General features: G+C 69.8%; 15 protein-coding genes. 8 read left to right on the plus strand and 7 right to left on the minus strand.

Translation table 11 applies throughout. From position 1 onward, the window contains the following. Window positions 1-293 precede the first annotated feature (293 nt). From nshR to ACH4G3_RS20130, 6 genes are all read left to right on the plus strand, one after another. Window positions 294-1103 carry an NshR/TsnR family 23S rRNA methyltransferase gene (gene nshR / locus ACH4G3_RS20105; protein ID WP_397625764.1) on the plus strand — a complete coding sequence of 270 codons (810 nt, stop codon included), beginning with the start codon at window positions 294-296 and terminating at the stop codon, window positions 1101-1103. A 50-nt stretch (window positions 1104-1153) separates the two neighbouring features. Continuing rightward, window positions 1154-1438, plus strand: coding sequence for a hypothetical protein (locus ACH4G3_RS20110; protein ID WP_397625765.1), 285 nt, complete (start codon window positions 1154-1156; stop codon window positions 1436-1438). Between the two features lie 202 nt (window positions 1439-1640). Further along, a complete protein-coding gene (locus tag ACH4G3_RS20115) occupies window positions 1641-2201 on the plus strand; it encodes a nitronate monooxygenase (RefSeq protein WP_397626169.1) in 561 nt (186 codons plus the stop codon). Between the two features lie 248 nt (window positions 2202-2449). Then, complete coding sequence (locus ACH4G3_RS20120) at window positions 2450-7675, plus strand: family 43 glycosylhydrolase (RefSeq protein ID WP_397625766.1); 5226 nt, start codon at window positions 2450-2452, stop codon at window positions 7673-7675. Between the two features lie 222 nt (window positions 7676-7897). Next, window positions 7898-9859 carry a DNA/RNA non-specific endonuclease gene (locus ACH4G3_RS20125; protein WP_397625767.1) on the plus strand — a complete coding sequence of 654 codons (1962 nt, stop codon included), beginning with the start codon at window positions 7898-7900 and terminating at the stop codon, window positions 9857-9859. A gap of 49 nt (window positions 9860-9908) precedes the next feature. Next, on the plus strand, window positions 9909-11846 hold the full coding sequence (locus ACH4G3_RS20130; RefSeq protein ID WP_397625768.1) for a S41 family peptidase: 1938 nt from the start codon (window positions 9909-9911) through the stop codon (window positions 11844-11846). A gap of 46 nt (window positions 11847-11892) precedes the next feature. Here the strand turns inward: ACH4G3_RS20130 and ACH4G3_RS20135 are convergent, their stop codons facing one another. The 7 genes from ACH4G3_RS20135 to ACH4G3_RS20165 form a co-directional block, all read right to left on the minus strand. Continuing rightward, a complete protein-coding gene (locus ACH4G3_RS20135) occupies window positions 11893-13746 on the minus strand; it encodes an ABC transporter ATP-binding protein (protein WP_397625769.1) in 1854 nt (617 codons plus the stop codon). Then, entirely contained in the window at window positions 13743-14180 is a 438-nt protein-coding gene (locus tag ACH4G3_RS20140) for a lasso peptide biosynthesis B2 protein (protein ID WP_397625770.1), read from the minus strand. The genes ACH4G3_RS20135 and ACH4G3_RS20140 overlap by 4 nt, the downstream gene beginning before the upstream one ends. Then, window positions 14177-14431 carry a lasso peptide biosynthesis PqqD family chaperone gene (locus ACH4G3_RS20145; protein WP_397625771.1) on the minus strand — a complete coding sequence of 85 codons (255 nt, stop codon included), beginning with the start codon at window positions 14429-14431 and terminating at the stop codon, window positions 14177-14179. Before ACH4G3_RS20145 ends, ACH4G3_RS20140 begins: the two co-directional genes overlap by 4 nt. 29 nt (window positions 14432-14460) lie before the next feature. Then, the gene (locus ACH4G3_RS20150; protein ID WP_397625772.1) at window positions 14461-16311 is read right to left on the minus strand and encodes a lasso peptide isopeptide bond-forming cyclase; all 1851 of its coding nucleotides are present in this window, start codon (window positions 16309-16311) and stop codon (window positions 14461-14463) included. 23 nt (window positions 16312-16334) lie between these two features. Beyond that, window positions 16335-16445, minus strand: a complete 111-nt coding sequence (locus tag ACH4G3_RS20155) for a keywimysin-related RiPP (RefSeq protein ID WP_354740087.1) — start codon at window positions 16443-16445, stop codon at window positions 16335-16337. Window positions 16446-16885: 440 nt separating this feature from the next. After that, on the minus strand, window positions 16886-18106 hold the full coding sequence (locus ACH4G3_RS20160) for a metallophosphoesterase (RefSeq protein ID WP_397625773.1): 1221 nt from the start codon (window positions 18104-18106) through the stop codon (window positions 16886-16888). 125 nt (window positions 18107-18231) lie between these two features. Continuing rightward, window positions 18232-19677, minus strand: coding sequence for a non-reducing end alpha-L-arabinofuranosidase family hydrolase (locus ACH4G3_RS20165; protein ID WP_397625774.1), 1446 nt, complete (start codon window positions 19675-19677; stop codon window positions 18232-18234). A 337-nt stretch (window positions 19678-20014) separates the two neighbouring features. Between ACH4G3_RS20165 and ACH4G3_RS20170 the strand changes: the two genes are divergently transcribed. Both ACH4G3_RS20170 and ACH4G3_RS20175 read left to right on the plus strand, forming a co-directional pair. Continuing rightward, entirely contained in the window at window positions 20015-21451 is a 1437-nt protein-coding gene (locus ACH4G3_RS20170) for an endo-1,4-beta-xylanase (RefSeq protein WP_397625775.1), read from the plus strand. A 31-nt stretch (window positions 21452-21482) separates the two neighbouring features. Further along, on the plus strand, window positions 21483-22853 hold the full coding sequence (locus tag ACH4G3_RS20175; RefSeq protein ID WP_397625776.1) for an RICIN domain-containing protein: 1371 nt from the start codon (window positions 21483-21485) through the stop codon (window positions 22851-22853). Window positions 22854-22911 lie beyond the last annotated feature (58 nt).

The following is a 22911-nucleotide window of genomic DNA, read 5'->3' on the forward strand; positions in this document are numbered from 1 at the left end:
CCTTGTCTGCGGCCCTGGGAGCACACAGAGTCGACGGCGCGAACAGGGGCGCTCAATGCCGGGAGCGAAGTCCTTACAGTCCCTTAGGGCGCAGCCCCCGCCGCTCGCGGGGCGAACGAGACCTTGCTGCCGTGAACCGAACTGGCTCGGCGCAGCCCGTGAAGGTATGATCTGGGCGAATACTCGGCGTGCGGGGACAGGCCGCGCGGGCCTGGGGAAGAGCGGGGAGTTTCGCCGAATAGCGGCGACTCCCAGGAATCGCGTCACTGAACACAGCAGCCGGTAGGACGACCATGACTGAGTTGGACACCATCGCAAACCCGTCCGATCCCGCGGTGCAGCGGATCATCGACGTCACCAAACCTTCGCGATCCAACATAAAGACAACGTTGATCGAGGACGTCGAGCCCCTGATGCACAGCATCACGGCCGGGGTGGAGTTCATCGAGGTCTACGGCAGCGACAGCAGTCCTTTCCCACCCGAGTTGCTGGATCTGTGCAGGCGGCAGAACGTACCGGTCCGCCTCATCGACTCCTCGATCGTCAACCAGTTGTTCAAGGGGGAGCGGAAGGCCAAGACGTTCGGCATCGCCCGCGTTCCCCGCCCGGCCAGGTTCAGCGACATCGAAAGCCGGAGCGGGGACGTCGTCGTTCTCGACGGGGTGAAGATCGTCGGCAATATCGGCGCGATAGTACGAACGTCGCTCGCGCTCGGGGCGTCGGGGATCGTCCTGGTCGACAGTGACATCACCAGCATCGCGGACCGGCGTCTGCAAAGGGCCAGCCGCGGTTATGTCTTCTCACTTCCCGTCGTCCTCTCCGGTCGCGAGGAGGCGATTGCCTTCATTCGGGACAGCGGTCTGCAGCTGATGACGCTCAAGGCAGACGGCGACATTTCGGTGAAGGAACTCGGAGACCGTCCGGATCGGCTGGCCCTGTTGTTCGGCAGCGAAAAAGGCGGGCCTTCCGACCTGTTCGAGAAAGCGTCTTCCGCCTCGGTTTCCATCCCCATGATGAGCTCGACCGAGTCTCTCAACGTGTCCGTTTCCCTCGGAATCGCGCTGCACGAGCGGATCGACCGGAATCTCGCGGCCAAGCGGTAAGTCGCTCGCCGGTGCGCGCCAGGTGTCGACCTCGTCGGCACCGACTGTCCGTGCGTTCGCCGGGATCCCACACCGCGGCGTGGCTGACCGACGCGACCGCCGAAGCCCTGGCTGGGGGCGGGCAGCTGCGCCAGGCGCTGCGCTCCTACCGCCGAGCGCACAGGTTCATCGACAAGTACGACGCCCTCGGCCGGAAGGAAGCGCTCGCGAAACCGCCCGACGCGCTCCAACGGGCGGTCCGGACGGCAGCCGTGTCCGATCCCTGCATCGCCCGTCGCCTGGCGATGTTCGCATGCGGGCAGCGGAGCCTTCGGTCCTGCTCAACCCCGGGGTGATGGCGCGGGCTCTGGTCGGGGTGCGGGTGCGGCGGCCCCGGGAGACGCCACCGGTCATTCCCGCCGGCCGGCCGGCGGCAGTCGCCCCAGCCGACCGGCTCGGCTCCTGACCGCGGCTCTCGGACCGGACGTCGCACGGCCGCGGGCGCCGGGGAGCCGTAGTGCACCGGCTGGCGTGGGGCGACGCCGCCGGCGGGTCAGGATGGTCGGGAACGGCACCGATCGACCCTGTGCCGGGAGGAGGCGACGATGCTGCGGACGCGGCTGTGCGACGTACTCGGTATCGAGGTGCCGGTCATCGGCGCACCGTACGGGCCGTTCGAGCAGGTCGACCTCGCTGCCGCCCTGTGCGGGGCGGGGGCCCTCGGCAGTCTGGGCACGGCGGTGCGCCATCAACCACACTCTCCGCCCGCTGAACGAGGAGGCGTTCCAGGCGACCCTGGACGAGCGCCCGGCCGCCGTCTCGTTCCACCTCGGTGTTCCCGGCGACCTGATCGAGCGCGCCCACGACGCGGGCATCCTGTGGATCCAGCAGGTCATGGACGTCCAGCAGGCGGAGCAGGCCGTGGGTGCGGGCGCGGACGTCATCGTCGCCCAGGGTGGCGAGGCGGGCGGTCAGGGTGGCGAGGTGGCCACGATGGTGCTGGTTCCGCAGGTGGTGGACATCGCGGGAGACACGCCCGTCGTGGCCGCGGGCGGCATCGCCGACGGCCGGGGCCTGGCGGCGGCACTGGCCCTGGGCGCGCGCAGCACTCCGCGCTGACCGGCCCAGACACAGGGCACACGGCTCACCCCCGTAGACCACCGCGAGTCGGACGGATTTGTTCGACCTGTCGGACATTGTTCGGAACCTATTGACGCTGCCCAGGGCGTCGACTGAGACTCTCGCAACACACACGTCACCTGTGTGTAACGGCAGGCCCACGGCAAGGGATTGCCGCCGCCTCGTCGGCTCCTCGTTCAGCTTTCCGCCTGTCCGCCTGTCCGCATGCCTCAGCAGGGAACCTCGACATGACGCACGTCGCACGATGCGCACGACTTCGCAGCCGCGCGAGACGTCGGGCGGGCCAACTCGCCGGACTGACCGCCGCGTCGATGCTGCTCACCCTCGCCGGACCCACCCCTTCCGCCCAGGCGGACCAGGCGGCACCGGCGGCCGAAGCCGCGGACATCACCGACGGCCTGGCCCTGTGGTACAAGCTCGACGCGGGCTCCGGCGGCACCGTGACCGACGCCTCCGGCAACGGCCGGAACGGCACGGTCAGCGGCACCGCCGACTGGTCGGCATCAGGTCAGGGGCTCGCCTTCAACGGTTCGGACACCTACATCAAGGTGCCGGACGACATCATGAAGGGCATGGACTCGATCACCGTCTCCATGGACGTACTGATCGACTCCGCCCAGAGCACGCCCTACTTCCTCTACGGCTTCGGCAACACCAGCGCGGGCAGCGGCAACGGTTACCTGTTCACCACCGGCAACTCCTTCCGCACCTCCGTCGCGACGGGCAACTGGTCGACCGAGCAGACCACCAAGCCGTCCGACTCCCACAACCTGACCCGCGGGGTGTGGAAGCACATCACCTACGCCCAGAGCGGCTCCACCGGTGTGCTTTACGAGGACGGCGTCGAGGTCGGCCGCAACACCTCGGTCACCATCACGCCCGGCGCCATCGGCTCCGGCACCACCAAGGCCAACTACATCGGCAAGTCCGTCTACGACGGCGACAAGCTCTTCAAGGGCCGGATACGTGACTTCCGGGTCTACGACCGGGCGTTGGACGGGTCGGAGGCCGAGCAGCTCTCCCTCCCGGTCGCCACGCAGGGCGTCGCCGCCGACCAGGAGGCGCTGAGCCTCGGTGACACCAGCGGCGTCACCTCGGACCTGGACCTGCCCAAGGTCGGCCCGGCCGGCGGCTCCACCATCAGCTGGAACAGCGACAACCCGTCCGTGGTGTCCGACACCGGCAAGGTCACCCGCCCCGAGGCCGGTTCACCGGACGGCCGCGCCACTCTCACGGCGACCCTGAAGAAGGGCACCGTGACCGGCACCAAGACCTTCGACGTCACGGTGCGGCCCGCACTCGACGACGCGGCCGCCGTCCGGCAGGCCGCCGAGGCGCTCACGGTCCACAACCTCGACGACGCCCGCGGCAACCTCACCCTCCCCAGGAGCGGTGCCCTCGGCACGGCCGTCACCTGGTCCTCCGCGAAGCCCGACGTCGTGTCCGCCGGCGGCGAGGTCAACCGCCCCGCGCACGGCGACGGCGCCACCACCGTCGAGTTGACCGCCACCGTCACCAAGGGCGAGGCCGAGGCCACGCGCGTCATGACGGCCAAGGTGCCCGAACTGCCCGCCGAAGCGGCCCTCAAGGGCTACATGTTCAGCTACTTCACCGGCGAGGGCACCTCCGACGGCGAACAGCTCTACGCCGCCCTCAGCAAGGGCAACGACCCGCTGCACTGGCGCGAGCTGAACGACGGCAAGCCGGTCCTCACCTCCACGCTCGGCGAGAAGGGCCTGCGCGACCCGTTCATCATCCGCTCCCCGGAGGGCGACAAGTTCTACCAGATCGCCACCGACCTCAGGATCTACGGCAACGGCGACTGGGACGCCGCCCAGCGCACCGGCAGCAAGTCCATCATGGTCTGGGAGTCCACCGACCTCGTCCACTGGACCGACCAGCGCCTGGTCGAGGTGTCGCCCGACAGCGCGGGCAACACCTGGGCGCCGGAGGCGTTCTACGACGCGGAGCGCGGCGAGTACGTGGTCTTCTGGGCGTCGAAGCTGTACGACAACGCCGACCACTCCGGCGACACGTACAACCGCATGATGTACGCCACCACCCGCGACTTCCACACCTTCAGCGAGCCCAAGGTCTGGATCGACCGCGGCTACTCGGTCATCGACTCCACGATGATCCGCCACGACGGCACGTACTACCGCCTGTCCAAGGACGAGCGGAACAACACCTCCTCCACCCCCAACAGCAAGTTCATCTTCCAGGAGAAGAGCGACTCGATCCTGGACCCGTCGTGGACCGCGGTCGCCGAGGGCATCGGCAAGGGCGCGATGAACGCCGCCGAGGGACCGCTGGTGTTCAAGTCCAACACCGAGGAGAAGTGGTACGCGTTCCTCGACGAGTTCGGCGGCCGCGGCTACATCCCGTTCGAGACGACCGACCTCGACTCCGGCACCTGGACCCCGTCCACCGGCTACGACCTGCCCGCCAAGCCCCGGCACGGCACGGTGCTGCCGGTCACCCAGGCCGAGTACGACCGGCTGCTGCGCGCCTACCAGCCCGATCAGATCGTGAAGAGCGTCGAGGACGTCTCCGTGAAGACCGGGATCGGCAAGGCGCCGGTGCTGCCGGCCACGGTGATCGCCGAGTACGCCGACGGCGTCAAGCGTCCCGTCGCGGTCACCTGGGAGGACGTACCGGCGTCGAAGTACGCCCAGGCCGGCACCTTCACCGTGACCGGCAGCCTGCCGGACGGTGCCGCGATCCCCGTCCGGGCCGAGGTCACCGTGTCCGCCGAAGGGCCGGACGTCCCGGCCGACCTGCTTCTGCACTACGACTTCGACGAGACCGGCGGCAGCATCGCCCGTGACTCCAGCGGGCACGGCCGCCACGGCACCTATGTGCGCACGCCCGAGTTCGGCACCGGCGTCGAGGGCGGCTCGTTCAGGATGTCCGGCGGCTCCGACTCGCCGTACGTGAAGATCCCGAACGGTGTGCTGAAGAACGCCGACAGCGTGACGGTGTCGACGTACGCCAAGTGGAAGGGCGGCAGCAGCTTCCAGTGGCTGTTCGGGCTCGGTCCCGACAGCGACAAGTACCTGTTCGCCACGCCGTCCAACGGCGGCTCCAGCCTCTACTCGGCCATCACGAAGGCGAGTTGGTCGGCGGAGTCGAAGCTGACGGCCGGCTCGCAGCTCACGCCCGGCCAGTGGCGGCACGTCACGGTGACCCTCGACGGCGCCACCGGCACGATGGTCCTCTACGCGGACGGCGTCGAAGCGGCCCGCACGACGACCACCATCAAGCCGTCCGAGCTGTACGACGCGGCCAAGGACCACAGCGGCTACATCGGCCGGTCCCTGTACGCGGCCGACCCGTACTTCGGCGGCGAGGTCGACGACTTCCGCATCTACGACCGTGCCCTCACAGGCGCCGAGGTCATGGAACTCAGCGGCAACACGGCGGGCATCGCCAAGGCGACACACCCGGCGCTCAAGGTCGGCGCGATCGTCGACAACGCGGCCGGCACGGTCACCCTGCCGTTGAAGGAGGGCACCGATCTCACCGCGCTGGCACCGGAGTTCACCCTCGCCGCGGGCGCGACGATCAGCCCCGCCTCCGGCAGCGTGCGGGACTTCACCAAGCCGGTGACGTACGAGGTCACCGGGTCGGACGGCAAGAAGCGCGCCTGGAAGGTCTCGGCGCTGATCATGAGGACACCGGTCCTGCCGGGCCTGAACGCCGACCCGAACATCGTGCGCTTCGGCGACACCTTCTACATCTACCCGACGACCGACGGCTTCGAGGGCTGGAGCGGCACGCAGTTCAAGGCCTACTCCTCCACGGACCTGGTCCACTGGAAGGACCACGGCGTCATCCTCGACCTGGGGCCGGACGTCGGCTGGGCGGACAGCCGGGCCTGGGCGCCGGCGATGACGGAGAAGGACGGGAAGTACTACTTCTACTTCTGCGCCGACGCGAACATCGGCGTCGCGGTGTCCGACTCGCCCACCGGACCGTTCAAGGACGCCCTGGGCAAGCCGCTGCTGAAGGCCGGTGACTTCCGCGGCCAGATGATCGACCCGGCGGTCTTCACCGACGACGACGGCAAGCAGTACCTCTACTGGGGCAACGGCCGCGCCTACGTCGTCCCGCTGGGCGACGACATGACCTCCATCGACACCTCGAAGGTCCAGGACATCACCCCGAGCGGCTACAACGAGGGCACCTTCGTCCTCAAGCGCAAGGACACCTACTACTTCATGTGGTCGGAGAACGACACCCGGGACGAGAACTACCGCGTCGCCTACGCGACCGGTCCCTCGCCCACCGGCCCGTGGACCAAGCGGGGCGTGATCCTGGAGAAGGACCTGTCCCTGGGCATCAAGGGCCCGGGCCACCACTCCGTCGTCCACGTCCCGAACACCGACGACTGGTACATCGCCTACCACCGCTTCGCCATCCCAGGAGGAGACGGCACCCACCGCGAAACCACCATCGACAAGCTGGAGTTCGACTCCGACGGCCTGATCGAGAAGGTCGTCCCGACCCTCGGCGGCATCGACCCGGTCACCGTCGTCCACGCCGGTCCGGACGCCACCGGCACCGAGGGCGAGGCGATCACACTCGCCGGAACCCTCTCCGGGGCAGGCACGCCCCAGTGGACCGTGCAGGACGGCGCCCCGTGCTCCGTCAAGGACCCCGCGGCGGCCCGGACGACCCTCGTCTGCACCGACGACGGCACGTTCCAGGTCACCCTGACCGGCGGGCGCGGCACCGACACCGTGACCGTCAAGGTCTCCAACGCCGCCCCGACGATCACGTCCGCCGAGGGCCCCGGCTCGCCCCTGCCGGCGGGCAAGGCCGCCGTCGTCACCGCGTCCTTCGACGACGCGGGCAGGGGCGACCGCCACACCTGCGAGGTCGACTGGAAGGACGGCAGCCGGCCGACGTCCGGCACGGTCACCGACTCCGGCTGCCGGGCCGCACACGTCTACGACGAGGCGGGCATCCACCGCCCGGTCGTCACGGTCACCGACGACGACAAGGGCACGGACAGCACCACGCTCTCCGAGCTGATCGTCTACGACCGGGCCGCCGGGCCCGTTGCCGGCGCCGGCACGATCACCTCGCCGGCCGGTGCCTACCCGGGCAGGCCGGGGCTGACCGGAAAGGCCGCGTTCACCCTGGGCGCCCAGTACCGCAAGGGCGCCGCCGTCCCCACCGGCAAGGCCACGTTCGTCTTCGGCTCCGCCCGGCTCACCTTCCGCTCGACCGGCTCCGACTGGCTCGTGGTGAACGGCTCCCGGGCCGTCTACCAGGGCACCGGCACGGTGGGCGGCAAGGGTGGCTACGCCTTCAGAGTCACCGCCACCGACGGCCCGGACACCTTCCGCATCAAGATCTGGAAGAAGTCCACCGGCGATGTCCTCTACGACAACGAGACCGGAGCCAGGACGAAGGGCATCGTCACCATCGGAAACCAACGGCGTTAGGTCCGCCTTCAACATTTGACGCTTCATCGGAAGTCATTGACTGGGTGACGACTCACCAAGGTGCGGAAGAGGCAAGCTCCAACGTCAACTTGCCTCTTCATACCGCTGGACCATGATGGACATGAGAGCCAAAAAGGCGCCGCCACGGAATGACTCACCAGGGAAAAGGCGTTGTGCCCCGGCGCCTCTCCGGTGCTCGGCTCCGAAGGGATGCGTGCCAGCATGGCCACCAGAACCACGAATCCGAAGAAGACCACATCGAAGACCTCGCAACCGCGAGCCGCGTCGAAGTCCGCTTCGAAGTCCCCTACGAAGTCCGCGTCGAAGTCCGCTGCGAAGTCGGCCTCTGCGAAGAAGGGCTCGCCCTCTGACGATGAACTCATCTCGTCGCTGCGGCAGTACGTCCGCGTCCGGGGCCCGCACCTGCTGGAGGATCCCAACATCACGTCGGTGGGCGTCGGCCGCAAGGTCACCGGCGACCAGCCGGGCGGCGAAGTGGCGTTGCAGTTCACCGTGGCGACCAAGGCCGAGCCGGAGGCGCTGGAGTCCCTGGGCACCTCGCTGATCCCGGCCAGCATCACCGTCGACGGCTTCGAGGTGCCCACCGATGTCATCGAGCGCACCTACAAGCCGAGCTTCCACATGGTGGCCGAGGTCGAGAGCCCGCTGCGCAAGAGCCGGCTGGATCCCATCCGGCCCGGGGCCAGCGTCGGCGCGGTGACGGTGTCGGCCGGCACCATCGGCTGCGTCGTGTTCGACCGGGCCGACGGCACACCGTACGTGCTCAGCAACTGGCATGTGCTGCACGGGCCGTTCGGCGAGCTGGGGATCGAGGTCGTGCAGCCCGGCACACGGGACGACAACCGCATCGACCGCAACCGGATGGGCGTGCTCAAGCGCTCCCACCTGGGCGTGGCCGGGGACTGCGCGGTGGCGACCGTCGAGGACCGCAACTCCCTCCCGGAAATCCTCGAACTGGACGTCGCCCCCCGGACCCTGGGGGAGCCGGAGCTCGGCGACAAGGTGGTCAAGAGCGGCCGGTCCACCGGGGTCACCCATGGCATCGTCCGCCGCGTCGACACCGTAGCGAAGATCGACTACGGCGGGGTGACGGGCGTGCAGACCATCGGGTGCTTCGAGATCGGCCCGGACCCCGCTCATCCGTCGGCGGACGGTGAGGTCAGCAGTGGCGGTGACTCCGGCGCGGTGTGGATGTTCACGGAGGGCAACCGCGTGAGCACGGTGCTGGCCGGTCTGCACTTCGCCGGCGAGGGCACCGGCGAACCGGACGAGCACGCCCTCGCCTGCCTGTCGACCTCGGTGTTCGAGAAGCTCGACATCACCCTCAGCCAGCCGGCGCCGGAGCAGTTGGAGATCATCTCCGGCTACGACGCCGACTTCCTCGGCGAACGGGTCGAGGCCCCGGAACTGGACACCGGCCTCACGCGCGATGCCGTACTCCTCGACGGCTCGCCGGTCATCCCGTACACGCATTTCTCCCTCACCCTGAGCAAGAAGCGGCGCTTCCCGTTCTGGGTGGCCTGGAACGTCGACGGCGGCTCGTTGAAGAAGCTCAGCCGCAGCGGGATCCCCTTCGTCAAGGATCCGCGGCTGCCCGGCACGGCGCAGGTCGGCAACGAGCTGTACCAGGCCAACCGGCTCGACCGGGGGCACATCGCCCGCCGCGCCGACCTGCTCTGGGGCAGCCTGCCGGAGGCGCGCAAGGCCAACACCGACTCGTTCTTCTACACCAACATCACCCCGCAGATGGACGACTTCAACCAGAGCTCCAAGAACGGGGTGTGGGGCGCGCTGGAGGACGCCGTCTTCGCCGACGTCGACGTCGACGACCTGAAGATCAGCGTCTTCGGCGGACCGGTGTTCCAGGACGACGACCGTGTCTACCGTGACGTGCCCGTAGCCCGGGAGTTCTACAAGGTCATCGTCTTCACCCAGAACGGCGAACTGAAGGCCAGGGCGTTTCTGCTCACCCAGAACCTGGACCAGCTGGAAGCGCTGGAACTGGACGAGTTCAGGGTCTTCCAGGTCACCCTCGGCGAGGTCGAGGACCGCACCCGGGTGCGCTTCCCCGCCGCCCTCCACAAGGGCGACACCCTGCGCGTGCCCGAGGCTGCGGCGGACCGCCCGCCGCTGGAGACCACGTCCGACATCGAGTGGGGCTGACTCCCCGTCAAGGCCCCGCTCGCACATCATGAAAGGCCGGCGCATCACCATGCCCGAACCGGTTCATGAGAACGCACCCGAGTTCCTCCGGAACGCGGCGGAACCAGTACGTGACCACCTGCTCGGCGCGGCCCCCCTGCCCGCCTTCCTGCAGGGCGCCTCCCAGTTGTCCCTGGAGGACCGTCGGCTCCTCGTCGACCAGGCCCTGGTCCTGCTGGAGCAGAACTACGTCCATCTGCCCCTGAAGACCGCGATGCACGCCGTCAACCCGGTCCAGCGGCTGCGGCTGCTGCGCCGGCGCATGGAGCGGCAGACACCGCAGACCATGCCGAGGGAGTGGCTGTTCCACGCGGAGATGTCGGAGATCTTCCACTCGGTGCGGGACCTGCACACCAACTACCTGCTGCCCGACCCCTTCAACGACAAGATCGCCTTCCTTCCGTTCCTGGTCGAGTCCTGCACGGAAGGGGACCGCACCCGGTTCCTGGTCACCCATGTGGCGAGCGGCTTCTCGGCCCCGGGGTTCGAGCCCGGAGTCGAGATCACCCACTGGAGCGGCATCCCCATTCTGGACGCCGTCGACCTCAACGCGGCCCGGTTCGCCGGCAGCAACACGGCGGCGCGGCGCAGCCGGGGTGTGCAGTCGCTGACCGTGCGGCCGCTCGTCATCCATCTTCCGCCGCTGGAGGAGTGGGTGACCGTCAGCTACATCGACCTCGCCGGAACGGCCCGGGAACTCCGGCAGAGCTGGCAGGTCGTCGAGAACCTGCCCTCGTTCGTGTCCGCCGACCGGGACACGGCCGTCTCCCAGGGCCTGGACCTCGACGGGGACGAGACCCAGCGGGCCAAGGTGCTGCTGTTCGCTCCCCGGGTGGTCGCCCAGGAGCGGGCCGCCGAGGCGGACGAAGCCCTGCCGGACCTGGGGGCGGGCGAGATCGCCACCAGCATGCCCAAGGTGTTCCGGGCCCGGGCCGTCACCACGCCGTCCGGAACCTTCGGCCACATCCGCATCTTCACGTTCAACGTCAGCAGCCCCGGCACGTTCGTCGCCGAGTTCGTCCGGCTCATCCGGCAACTGCCGCAGGGCGGGCTCATCGTGGACGTCCGGGACAACGGCGGAGGGCACATCCACGCGGCCGAGTTCACCCTGCAGACGCTGACGCCGCGCCGGATCGCCCCCGAACCGGTGCAGTTCGTCAACACCCCGCTCAATCTGCGGATCTGCCGGCGGTTCCAGGGCGGTCCGGGACTGGATCTGGGCCCCTGGGTGCCGTCCATGGAACAGGCCGTCGAGACCGGCTCGGTCTACTCCGGCGCCTTCCCGATCAGTCCCGAGAACGGCGCCAACGCCATCGGGCAGCAGTACTTCGGGCCTGTCGTGCTCGTCACCAACGCCCGGTGCTACTCGGCCACGGACATCTTCGCGGCCGGCTTCCAGGACCACGGCATCGGCCCCGTGCTCGGCACCGACGAGAACACCGGCGCCGGCGGCGCCAACGTCTGGACGCATGACCTGCTGTCCCAGTTCCTGGCGGACGACCCGGGCACGCCCTACACGCCTCTGCCGAAGGGCGCCGGGATGCGGGTGTCGATACGCCGCACGCTGCGGGTCGGCCCGAACTCGGGCACGCCGGTGGAGGACCTGGGAGTCGTCCCCGACGAGCTGCACCGTATGACGCGCCGCGACCTGCTGGAGGGCAACACCGACCTCCTGGACCACGCGGGCCGGCTCCTGCAGGGTCTGCCTCCGCACGCCGTGACGATCACGGAGGCCGCCCCCGCCGACGGCGCGCTCCATCTGAGGCTCGCGGCGGAGAACGTCGACCGCGTCGACGTCTACCTCGACCAGCGCCCCCGCGCCTCCGTCGACCTCACCGGCGGCCAGGCCGACCTGATGGTCCAGGGCGCCGCCTCCGCACACACCGCCCACCTGGAGGGCTTCGAGGTCGGCCGCCTGGTCGCGAGCATGACCAGGGACCTGTCGTAGGCCCACCACCTCCCGTGCCGCCCCGGGCCCCTGGGACGGCACGGCTTCAACCGGCGGTCACCGGTCCGCCGCCGCTGTCGGGTTCCCCGCCCGGCCGGAGCATCTGGCTCGCGGCCAGTTCGCGGTAGAGGGCGTTGCCGGCCAGCAACTCCTCGTGGCGTCCGCCGGCGGCGGTGCGGCCGTCGTCCAGCACGACGATGTGGTCGGCGTGCTGCACGGTGGACAACCGGTGGGCGATGACCAGCAGGGCGCACTCCTGGGCGACGTCCTTCATGACGGTGGTGAGCGCCGATTCATTGATCGCGTCGAGGTGGGAGGTGGGCTCGTCCAGCAGGAGCAACGCGGGGCGGGCCAGCAACGCGCGGGCAAGGGCGATGCGTTGGCGTTCGCCGCCGGAGAGGGTGCTGCCGCGTTCGCCGACGACGGCGGTCAGGCCGCCGGGCAGCCGGTCGACGACCTCTTCCAGTCGGGCCAGTTCGACAACGCGCCGGATCTCCGCTTCCGTGGCGTCAGGCACGGCGTAGGCGATGTTGTCCCGCAGGGTGCCGTGGACGACGTGCGTGTTCTGGTCGACGACGGCGATGCGCCGGCGGCATGCCTCACGGGTGAGTTCGGCGGCGGGCCGCCCGTCGAAGAGCAAGGCACCCGCGTCCGGCTCGTAGAACCTGGCCACCAGGGCGAACACCGTGCTCTTGCCGGCTCCCGACCGGCCCACCAGGGCGACGTGCTGCCGGTGCGCGACGGCGAACGAGACACCGCGTAGCACCGGCCGTGCGGGGTCGTAGCCGAAGCGGACGTCCTGCAGGGCGAGGGCCGGCTGTTCGGGGGAGGCGGACGGCCTGACCGGCCGGGGCGGGTGCGCGCGGACTCGTGGGATCAGCGGTGCGGTGGGCTCGACCGGCAGACGGAGCGCCTGGTCGATGCGCTGGTAGGCGCCCATCCCGCGCTGGATGAGGCCCACGGCACGGAAGACGGAGGACAGCGGCAGGACGAGGTACGAGGCGTAGAGCAGGAAGGCGACGAGGTCGCCGAGGGAGCCGGCGTTGCCGTTGACGCGCAGGCCGCCGACGACCAGGACGATGAGGAAGGACCCCTGGACGGCGAGTTCGACGGCGGGGCTCATGACCGAGGCCAGCTTCGCGGTGCGTACGCCCGCCCCGTAGGCCGCCTCGACGCGTGCGCCGATGTCGGCCGCCTCGCGCTCCTCGGCCCGGTGCACGCGCACCATCGGCAGGGCGCCGAGGGCGCGTTCCAGGTCGGCGGCGATGGCACCGATCGAGTCCTGCATGTGTTCGGACGCGCGTCGGATCCCCGTGAGCAGAGAAGCGACGATCACGGCCGCCGCGGCCACGGTGACGGCGACCAGGAGCAGCAGCAGGGGATCGAGCCACGCCATGAGGACGATCGCCCCGGCGGCGACGAGGCTTCCCGTGACCAGGTCCACCAAGGCCTGCGACACGACCTCCCGCAGCAGGGTGGTGTCGGTCGTCACGCGGGAGATGAGGTCGCCGTTGCGGTGGCGGCCGTACTCCCTCATCTCCAGCCGGAGCAGCCGTCCCACCAGCCCGTGCCTGAGCTGCCGTACGACACCCTCGCCCATCCGTTCCAGGATGAAGCGCCCCGCGGCTCCCGTCGCCGCCTCGGTGACGAACAGCGCGCCGAGGAGTGCCAGCAGCGGCCAGATGACCTGTCCGCGGCCGCTCGCGTCCACGACGTGCTTGGCGACGAGCGGCTGGGCGAGGCCCAGCGCGGAGCCGGCGAGCGTCAGCACGGTGGCCACGGTGATGACACCCCGGCGCCCGGTGGTGAGCCGGTACATCGTCACCACTGCCGCCCGGGTCGACTTGTCGATGCCGGAGACCGCTGCCGCCTCGCCGTTCACCTCCGTCGTACCGGTCATCGGTCCGTCGGCCGTGACCACGGGGCCACGGCCACCAGCCGGGCGAAGTAGCCCTCCGGCACACCTTCGCCGACGGGACGGCCTTCGGCCTCGATCCAGGCATGCGCGGTGAAGGGCGGCACGACACGCACCCCGGTGCACCAGGTCGGCCACGTTCCTCCCAGCCGGCACAGCAGTGCCGCCCCCAGTGAGCGGGGCAGGCACCCTTTCGGTCCGGCACAGCGCAGGCTGGCGGCGCACATGGCATCGCGGGCGTTCTGGGCCTGCGCGGTGGTGGCGGGTGCGGCCCCGCGCCGCAGGACGCCGAGTACGGTGCGGATGCGCCGGGGCGGCAGGAGGGCGAGGGCGACGGCGGGGAGCAGGACGAGGCGGGCGGCCAGGCGCCGGGCCAGGGGCACACCGGTGGGCCGTTCCAGCGCGCTGGGCGTCGTCATGAGGCCAGCCCCGAGTTCCGCAGCCGCCCTACGAGCGCCTCGACGTCCCGCAGGGCCTGCGCCTGGTCGATGTCGAACTCCCGGACCAGGACGGCGGCCGCGTCCGTCTCCTCGCCGCCGTCGAGCAGCGTCCGCACCACCAGGGTGGCGGTCGGGTTCAACTCCCAGTAGACGCCGGCTTGTTCGTCCAGCAGTACCGCGCCGTAGTCGGTCTCGGCCGTCGCGACGTTGTCGCCGAACCGCAGGGGCATGTGGGGGCCTTTCTGACGTGGGGATCCGGTCACGTATGGGGGAGGCGGGTGCGGTCGCGGTCGAGGCCCCGCAGCCACACCTCGGCGGCGATCGTGGAGTAGAGGATGGCGTCGGACAGCCCCGGCGAGGCGGGCCGCCGGGCGAGACGGCGGAGCTCGGCACCGTCCACCAGGCCCAGTTCCTCCAGCCGCGAGCCCTCCCACAGCACCATCAGGTCGCCGCGGTGTTCGCGCAGCCCGTTGGAGGCGTCCATGGTGGCTGTGGCCTTGTCGGACCGCCGCAGGCAGGCCTCGGGCACGATCCCCCGCATCGCGGCGCTCAGTACGGGCTTGTACCGCCAGGGCGTGACCCGCTCGCTCGGGCGGACGGCGAGACACGCCTCGATGACGCGGTCGTCGAGGAAGGGAGAGGCCATCGGCAGGCCGGCGCGGGCCGCCATCCTGTCCCACTGCCGGATGACGCGGCCGCACGAGCGGATCTGCTCCAGGTCGGCGTGCAGGCCACGGTCCGGATGCAGCGGTGTGGCCGTCGCCGCGGCCTCGAGCAGTGCCCGGCGGGCCATCCGCTCGGCCTCGGGAGTCACCCAGTCGAACACGCGCGGCGCCATGCCCCAGCCGAGACCCGTGGCCACGGACGGGGGCAACGGGCCACGCAGCCGGCCGGCGGCGCCGGCGAGCCACTTCCCGTACGCCCGGGAGTCGGCGAGTGCGCGGACCGTGCCGCCGAGCGGCCACTGCCACAGCGCGCGGAAGCCACGCAACTGGCGCAGGGCGAACAGCGGACGGGTGCGCACCAGCCGGTGGTAGTACGCCTCGGAGCACCAGGCCACGTGGTCGCCGCCGATGCCGGTCAGATGCAGCCGGCTGCCGCGCGCGGCGAGGCCGGGCAGGTGGTGCAGGACCCGGGAGCGGTCCATGACACCGATGGTGGGCTCGTCGAGGAGGTCGTCGATGTCCAGCAGGTCCTCGTAGACCAGCGGCGAGGCTTCGGCGTCCCAGACCACGTGCTCGACGTCGGGGAGGTGGCCGGCCGCCTGCTCGGCCCAGTGCAGGTCGGTGTCCGCCGGATCGCGCCCCGGCCATGTGCTGGCCACCACGCGGGCGGGGGAGCGGTCGGCCAGAAAGCAGACGGAGGTCGAGTCCAGGCCGCCGGACAGATCGCAGCTCACCACGCCGCCCTGCCGGGTACGCGCGCCGACGGCCTCCTGAAGAGCCGTCCGGATCAGGGGCGCCGATTCGGCGAGGGTCCGCACCGGCTCCGGCGGCGTCCACCACCGGGTGTGCCGTACGGTGCGCCCGTCCGCGGCGACCACCACGGCGCTTTGCGGGGGCACGGCGGTGACCGCACGCCACAGGGACGTCTCGGACAGCGGGTAGGGGGCGGGCCACAACAGCCGCACGGCCAGCTCCCGCACGTCGGGTTCGGCGCCCAGGACGGCGGCGAGCGTGTCGGCACGGGTGGCGGCCACCCGGACGCCGTCGATCTCCGCGTGGAAGACCAGGCGCAGTCCGGAGGCGGTGCCCTGCACCCTGACCTGTCCGTCGAGGGCACCGATGAGGTGGAAACTGCCGGGCAGGGACCGGGCCAGTGCGTCGAGTTCGGCGAGATCACGCAGCCGTGCGGCGCGGCGGCGCAGTTCGTGGGCGTCGACCGGGCAGCAGCCGACGACGGCGACGGCGGTGCGGCCGGCGCAGGCCGTGACGATCTCGTCGTCGTGCCAGTGGCCGACCAGCCAGGGCCGGCCCGAGGCATGCGTGAGGGTCCGGCTGCCGGGGCGGGCGAAGGAGCGGGCCACGGCGGCCGCGTCCGTACGGTCGGTGAAGACCGCAAAGTGCGCGTCGCCGGGGCCCGTCCCCGCACTTTCGTGCAGTTCAGCCATGACGTCGGGTCAAGGACCGGCCGTCAGTTCTTGCTGAGGATGAGACGGTCCCGGCCGGAGCGCTGCAGGAGCCCCGTCTCCTTGCGGAACGTACCCAGCCGGACGAGCGTCGGCGCCTCGTAGGACTTCTTCATGACTACTCCTCACGTGCGGAATCCCGCCCGCCTCCCTGACCGACAACCAGGCGACCGCCCGGTTTGCTGCCGGTCGGCTCCGGGCTCATGTGGAACCCGGAACAGGAGGGGGGCGCAGCACCTAGCTAGCTGCAGACCGTGAGGCGATGGCAAGGGCGTTCGTGAAGCTCACATGATATGAGAATTCCGAATTCGCCGGAGTGCGGGCAGCCCGCCCCGAGGTTGTTGTCGGCACCGCATCGTCGTGCCGCTCGGGGGTGTGCCTACCGGAAGAAACGTTAAGAGCTGCGCGCTGGCAACCATGTGCCGCTCGGCTCGCACGCGCCTGACGACGGCCGCGGACCAGCGCCGCCGGGCGCACTCGGCGCGAGTGGACGCGCGCCGCTTTCCGGCTCTCCACCGCGAAGCGGATATGACGCGTTGGAGCGGTCGGCCCGGTGCTACGGCGAGGTGGGCGCGTGCGGGGAGCGGAGCACGAGCAGGGTGATCTCGCTGGGGGCGAAGACGCGGAACGGCGGGCCCCAGAAGCCGGTGCCGCGGCTGGTGTAGAGCAGGGTGCGGGTGCCGTGGTGGCTGAGGCCGGCGAGGGCGGGCTGGTCGATGCGGACCAGGTGGTGGAAGGGCCAGATCTGGCCGCCGTGGGTGTGGCCGGAGAGCTGGAGGTCGATGCCGTCGGCCGCGGCCCGGTCGACGAACTTGGGCTGGTGCGCCAAGAGCAGGACGGGCAGGTCGGGGTCGGCGCCGTCCAAGGCTCCGGCGAGGTGGGCGCGGTGGCCGGCCAGGCCGGACGACTCGGCGGTGACGTCATCCACGCCGGCGACCACGAGGGTGTCGCCGCCGCGTTCGAGCAGCAGATGGCGGTTGCGCAGCGGCTCCCAGCCCAGCTCGTCCATCAGGTCGACCCAGCCCTGGGCCTCGCTGTAGTACTCGTGGTTGCCGGTGACGTAGACACGGGCCCTGGTGGCCCGCACGGTACCGAGTGGGACGGCCTGGGCGCGGCGGCGCTCGGCCGTGCCGTCCGCGATGTCGCCGGTGTGGCAGACCAGGTCGGCGTCCAGGGTGTTCACCGTCTCGCACACCCGGGCCGACCAGCGGGTGCGGTCGAGCGGGCCGTAGTGGGTGTCGGTGATGAGGACGACGCGGAGGCCGTCCAACCCGGCACCCAGCCGCGGGAGTCGCACGTCGAGTCGGCGCACGCGCGGCACGCGGCGGGCTTCGGCGTACCCCCAGGCGAGGAGTGCGGCGGTGGTGCCGAGGACGGCCCAGGTGACGATGCGGGCCCGGTCCTGACTCTCGCCGACGCCGGTCACGGCCAGGGCGAGCCGCAAGGGGACGCCGAGCAGAAGGGACCAGCTGAACAGGACCCAGCTGGCGCCCAGCAGGGTGTCACCGACGATCGCCGCCCGGTCCTGCTGGCGCCGGCCGTGTCCGCGCGCCATCGCGAGCGGCATACCGACGAGGCCGAGGGCGAACAGGGCGGTGCCGGTCAGCGTGACGGGTAGCGGCCAGTGCTGGCCGGTGTGCAGGAGCACCCAGCAGGGCACGGCCCACAGCAGGACGGGGGCGATCAGGGGGAGGTAGCGCATCAGGCGGTGCAGCCGGCTCTGCCGCGGAGCTCGCGCTTCGCTGTCGGCGGGTCGGGTGCTGCTGGTGTCGGTCACGCTTACCCTCCCTGACCGGGCTGCCGTCTCGCGCACTGTATCCGGTCGCCCTGTCCGGGCGGGCTCGGCCTTCCGCCGAGCCCGCCCCGCCGGCCCCGTACCGGAGCCGGACCCGGGTCACGCCGTCAGCGCCGCAGTGTCAGCAGACCCGGCCGGTAGGGCAGGAGGCCGTAGTCGACGCCGTCGGAGCTGGGGCTGCGTCCCTGGTAGAGGAACCGCAGGTTGCAGGGATCGACGGTCATGGTCTGATCCGCGCTGGTGCGGAGCAGTTCGCCATGGCTGATGTCGTTGGTCCAGGTGGCGCCACTGTTGGCCTTGCCGGCGAAGGGATTGCTCTCGGTCGCGGCCTGGGGTGTCCATGAGCCGTTCAGACTGGTGGCCGTGAACGAGCGGAAGTAGCGGCCCTGCGAGCCGATCGCCTCGACGATCATGAGGTAGCGGTTCTGGCCCTGCAGCTTGTAGACCTGCGGGGCTTCGAACAGGTTGTTCCTCGTATCGCTCATGACCACGGTCGAGGTCGAGCCGAAACTGCCCGGGAAGTTCCCGATCGGCATGCTGGCCCGGTAGATCTTGCCGTTGTCACCGGCGAAGAACAGGTACATGTTCGTCCCGTCACCGATGAGCGTCTGGTCGATGGGTCCGGTTCCGGAGTCGCCGATGCTTCCGGAGAAGAGCACCTGCTCCGATGACCAGCCGTTCGGGTTCGTGGGGTCGCTCGACGTCCGGTAGGAGAAGGCGGTCCTGCCCCACTGGTAGGCGAGCACCCAGATGTTCTTCGGTGCGAAGTAGAAGAGCGTGGGCGCGACGGTGGACGTCGACATCGTGTTCTGGCTCGCCGAGGCCATCTCCGGCCAGTTGGTGAACAGGCCGAAGTTCATCGAACCCCACTTCGTCCCCGTGTCGTGCGTCGTCGCGTAGACGAGTTGCCTGCCGTTGTAGGGGGCGACGGTGAAGTCCTTGAGCGAGACCCACCCGGGCTTGGGCTGCGCCAGCGCGCCCGTTGATGTCCAGCGGTATGTCGACGGAAGATCGCACGGGCCGGGGGTGTCGCCGCCGACCTTGACGAGCTGCCACTGCTGGTTGGCGCCGCCCCAGTCGTCGTACTGGACGATGTTCCCGTTGTCGGCGGTGGAGGCGCCTTGTACTTCGAGGGCCTTGTTGCTGTGGCGCGAGATGAACCTCACGTAGCCGTCCGAGCTGTCGGCCAGCCGCCACTGCTGGTTGGTGCCGTTCAGGTCGGCCCACTGGACGATCGAGCCGCCGTTCGCGGTGGACCAGTTGTGGACGTCCAGCACCTTGCCCGAGTGGCGGGACTTGATGCGGTAGTAGCCGCCCCCGGAATCGACGAACTGCCACTGCTGCTGGCTCTGATCGTTTCTGGTCCACTGGGTGATGCGGGCGCCGTCGTCGGTCGCCATGTTGTAGACGTCCAGGGCCTTGCCGCTGTTGCGGTTGACCAGCACGTACGAGGCGTTGGGGTCTATGGTCGCCGCGCCGGCGGGCTGGGCACCGAGGAAGGTGGCCACGAGCAGCAGTGGCGCAAGGACGGCGAGTAAGCGTCTCAGACGCATCAGCGGCACTCCATCTCGAAATGTTTCGAAGGATTCCCGGAAGCTTTGACGCCACAAGCTAGGAATGCGGGGCCCTCTGGTCAAGGCCTGTCGCCGATCTGTCCACAAACAGCGCCTCGCCCTTCCCCGAATGTTTCGAGCAAAGAATCGAAACTTGTTCTGCGAGGAGTATTGACGATCCACCGTCAAAACCTCAATCATCCGGTCTGAGCACCCGGCCTCAGTTCGATATGTCGAACCGCGTCGGCCCTGGGCAATCCGCGCACCGAACCACGAGCGGACGACGCATTCCTCTGCGCTTCAGTCCTTCCTTGATTTCTACCTTGGAGGCACAGCCATGGGCTCGTTTGCCCTTCCCAGACCCGTTGTCCGCCGGAAGATCCGCGGCCTGCTGCTGGCGCTGGTCGTCGGTGTCCTCGGTGTGGTCAGCGCACTGGTCGCGCCGCCGGCCGCACACGCAGCCGAGAGCACGCTCGGCGCCGCGGCGGCGCAGAGCGGCCGCTACTTCGGCACCGCGATCGCCTCGGGCCGACTGGGCGACTCGGCGTACACGACGATCGCGAACCGTGAGTTCAACTCGGTGACGGCCGAGAACGAGATGAAGATCGACGCTACCGAACCGCAGCGGGGCCAGTTCAACTTCACCGCCGGTGACCGCGTCTACAACTGGGCGGTGCAGAACGGCAAGCAGGTGCGCGGCCACACCCTGGCCTGGCACTCCCAGCAGCCCGCCTGGATGCAGAGCCTCAGTGGCAGCGCGCTGCGCCAGGCGATGATCAACCACATCAACGGCGTGATGGCCCATTACAAGGGCAAGATCGCCCAGTGGGACGTCGTGAACGAGGCCTTCGCCGACGGCAGTTCGGGAGCCCGGCGCGACTCCAACCTGCAACGCACGGGCAATGACTGGATCGAGGTCGCGTTCCGCACCGCGCGCGCCGCCGACCCTGCCGCGAAGCTCTGCTACAACGACTACAACGTCGAGAACTGGACCTGGGCCAAGACCCAGGCCATGTACGCCATGGTCCGGGACTTCAAGCAGCGCGGCGTGCCGATCGACTGCGTCGGCTTCCAGTCGCACTTCAACAGCGGCAGCCCCTACAACAGCAACTTCCGTACCACCCTGCAGAACTTCGCCGCCCTCGGCGTCGACGTGGCCATCACCGAACTCGACATCCAGGGTGCCCCGGCCTCGACCTACGCGAGCGTGACCAACGACTGCCTGGCCGTCCCGCGCTGCCTCGGCATCACCGTCTGGGGTGTTCGCGACTCCGACTCCTGGCGACCGGAGCACACGCCACTGCTGTTCAACGGCGACGGCAGCAAGAAGCCCGCCTACACCGCCGTCCTCAACGCACTCAACGGCGGCTCCACCAACCCCAACCCCCCGGCGGAATCCGGACCGATCAAGGGCGTCGGTTCAGGCCGCTGCCTGGACGTGCCCGGCACCAGTACCACCGACGGCACCCAGCTCAACCTGTGGGACTGCCACAACGGCACCAACCAGCAGTGGACGTACACCGCCGCCGGCGAGCTCAGGGTCTACGGCAACAAGTGCCTGGACGCCGCCGGTACCGGCGACGGCGCCAAAGTCCAGATCTACAGCTGCTGGGGCGGCGACAACCAGAAATGGCGCCTCAACTCCGACGGATCCATCGTCGGCGTCCAGTCCGGCCGCTGTCTCGACGCCGTCGCGGGCGGCACCGCCAACGGCACCCTGATCCAGCTCTACTCCTGCTCGAACGGCAGCAACCAACGCTGGACCCGCAGCTGATGGGACCCGCCACAGACGAAAGGGTGAGTCGATGAAGGCCTACGGTGCGGCTTCCCCCGCCCCTCCACGCAGACATCGCTGGTGGTCCCGGGTCGCCGCCGTGGTGGCGGCCGCCCTCGCGATCGGCATGCTCGCCGTGGTGAACCCGCCGCCCGCCGAGGCGGCGACCGTGGACACCAATGCCTGGTACGTCCTGGTCAATCGCAACAGCGGCAAGGCGCTGGACGTCTCCGGCACGTCCACCGCCGACGGCGCGCGGGTCAGCCAGTGGACGCGCACCGACGGAGCCAACCAGCAGTGGCAGTTCGTGGACTCCGGCGGCGGCTTCTACCGCCTCAAGGCCCGGCATTCGGGCAAGGTCCTCGACGTGGCCGGCGCCTCTACCGCGGACGGTGCCGCGATCCAGCAGTGGGCCGATCACAACGGGGCCAACCAGCAGTTCCGCCTGGCCGACTCCGACGCGGGCCACGTCCGGCTGATCAACCGCACCAGCAGCAAGGCGGTCGAGGTGCAGGGCGCCTCCACCGCCGACGGCGGCAACGTCGTGCAGTACTCCGACTGGGGCGGCGCCAACCAGCAATGGCAGATGATCAAGCTGTCGTCCGGTGGCGGCGGCGGATGCGGCAGCGCCCCGACCCTGACGAGCGGTACGCACACGATTCAGAGCGGCGGCAAGAGCCGCAGCTTCATCCTCAGGGTTCCCGCCAACTACGACAACAGCCACCGCTACCGGCTGATCTTCGCGTTCCACTGGCGGGGCGGAACCGCCGGCGACGTCGCCTCGGGCGGCACGAGCGGGAACGCCTGGTCCTACTACGGCCAACAGGAACAGTCGAACAACAGCGCCATCCTCGTCGCCCCCCAGGGCCTCGGCAACGGCTGGGCCAATTCGGGCGGTGAGGACATCACCTTCGTCGACGACATGATCCGGCGCATCGAGAGCGGCCTCTGCGTCAACCCGGCACAGCGCTTCGCCACCGGATTCAGCTGGGGCGGCGGTATGAGCTACGCACTGGCATGCAGCCGGGCGAACGTCTTCAGGGCCGTCGCGGTCATCTCCGGTGCCCAGATCAGCGGGTGCAGCGGCGGCACTCAGCCCATCGCCTACTTCGGAATCCACGGCATCAGCGACAACGTCCTCAACATCGGGCAAGGACGGTCCCTGCGCGACAGATTCGTCAGCAACAACGGCTGCACCGCCCAGAGCCCGCGCGAGCCCGGGCCGGGCAGCCGAACGCACATCACGACCACGTACTCGGGCTGCCGTGCCGGATACCCGGTCCAATGGGCCGCGTTCGACGGAGGCCACATACCCGGTCCGGTCGACGGCTCCTCCGGCGAAAGCGGCGTCACCACCTGGACCAAAGCAGAGATCTGGAGGTTCTTCGCACAGTTCCAGTGACATGCCCGACACCATGGGTGGAGCCAGGATGATCCTGGCTCCACTCCGTCCGGCGTGT

Source organism: Streptomyces afghaniensis, assembly GCF_044327915.1.
In the GTDB taxonomy this organism is placed as follows: Bacteria; Actinomycetota; Actinomycetes; order Streptomycetales; family Streptomycetaceae; genus Streptomyces; species Streptomyces afghaniensis.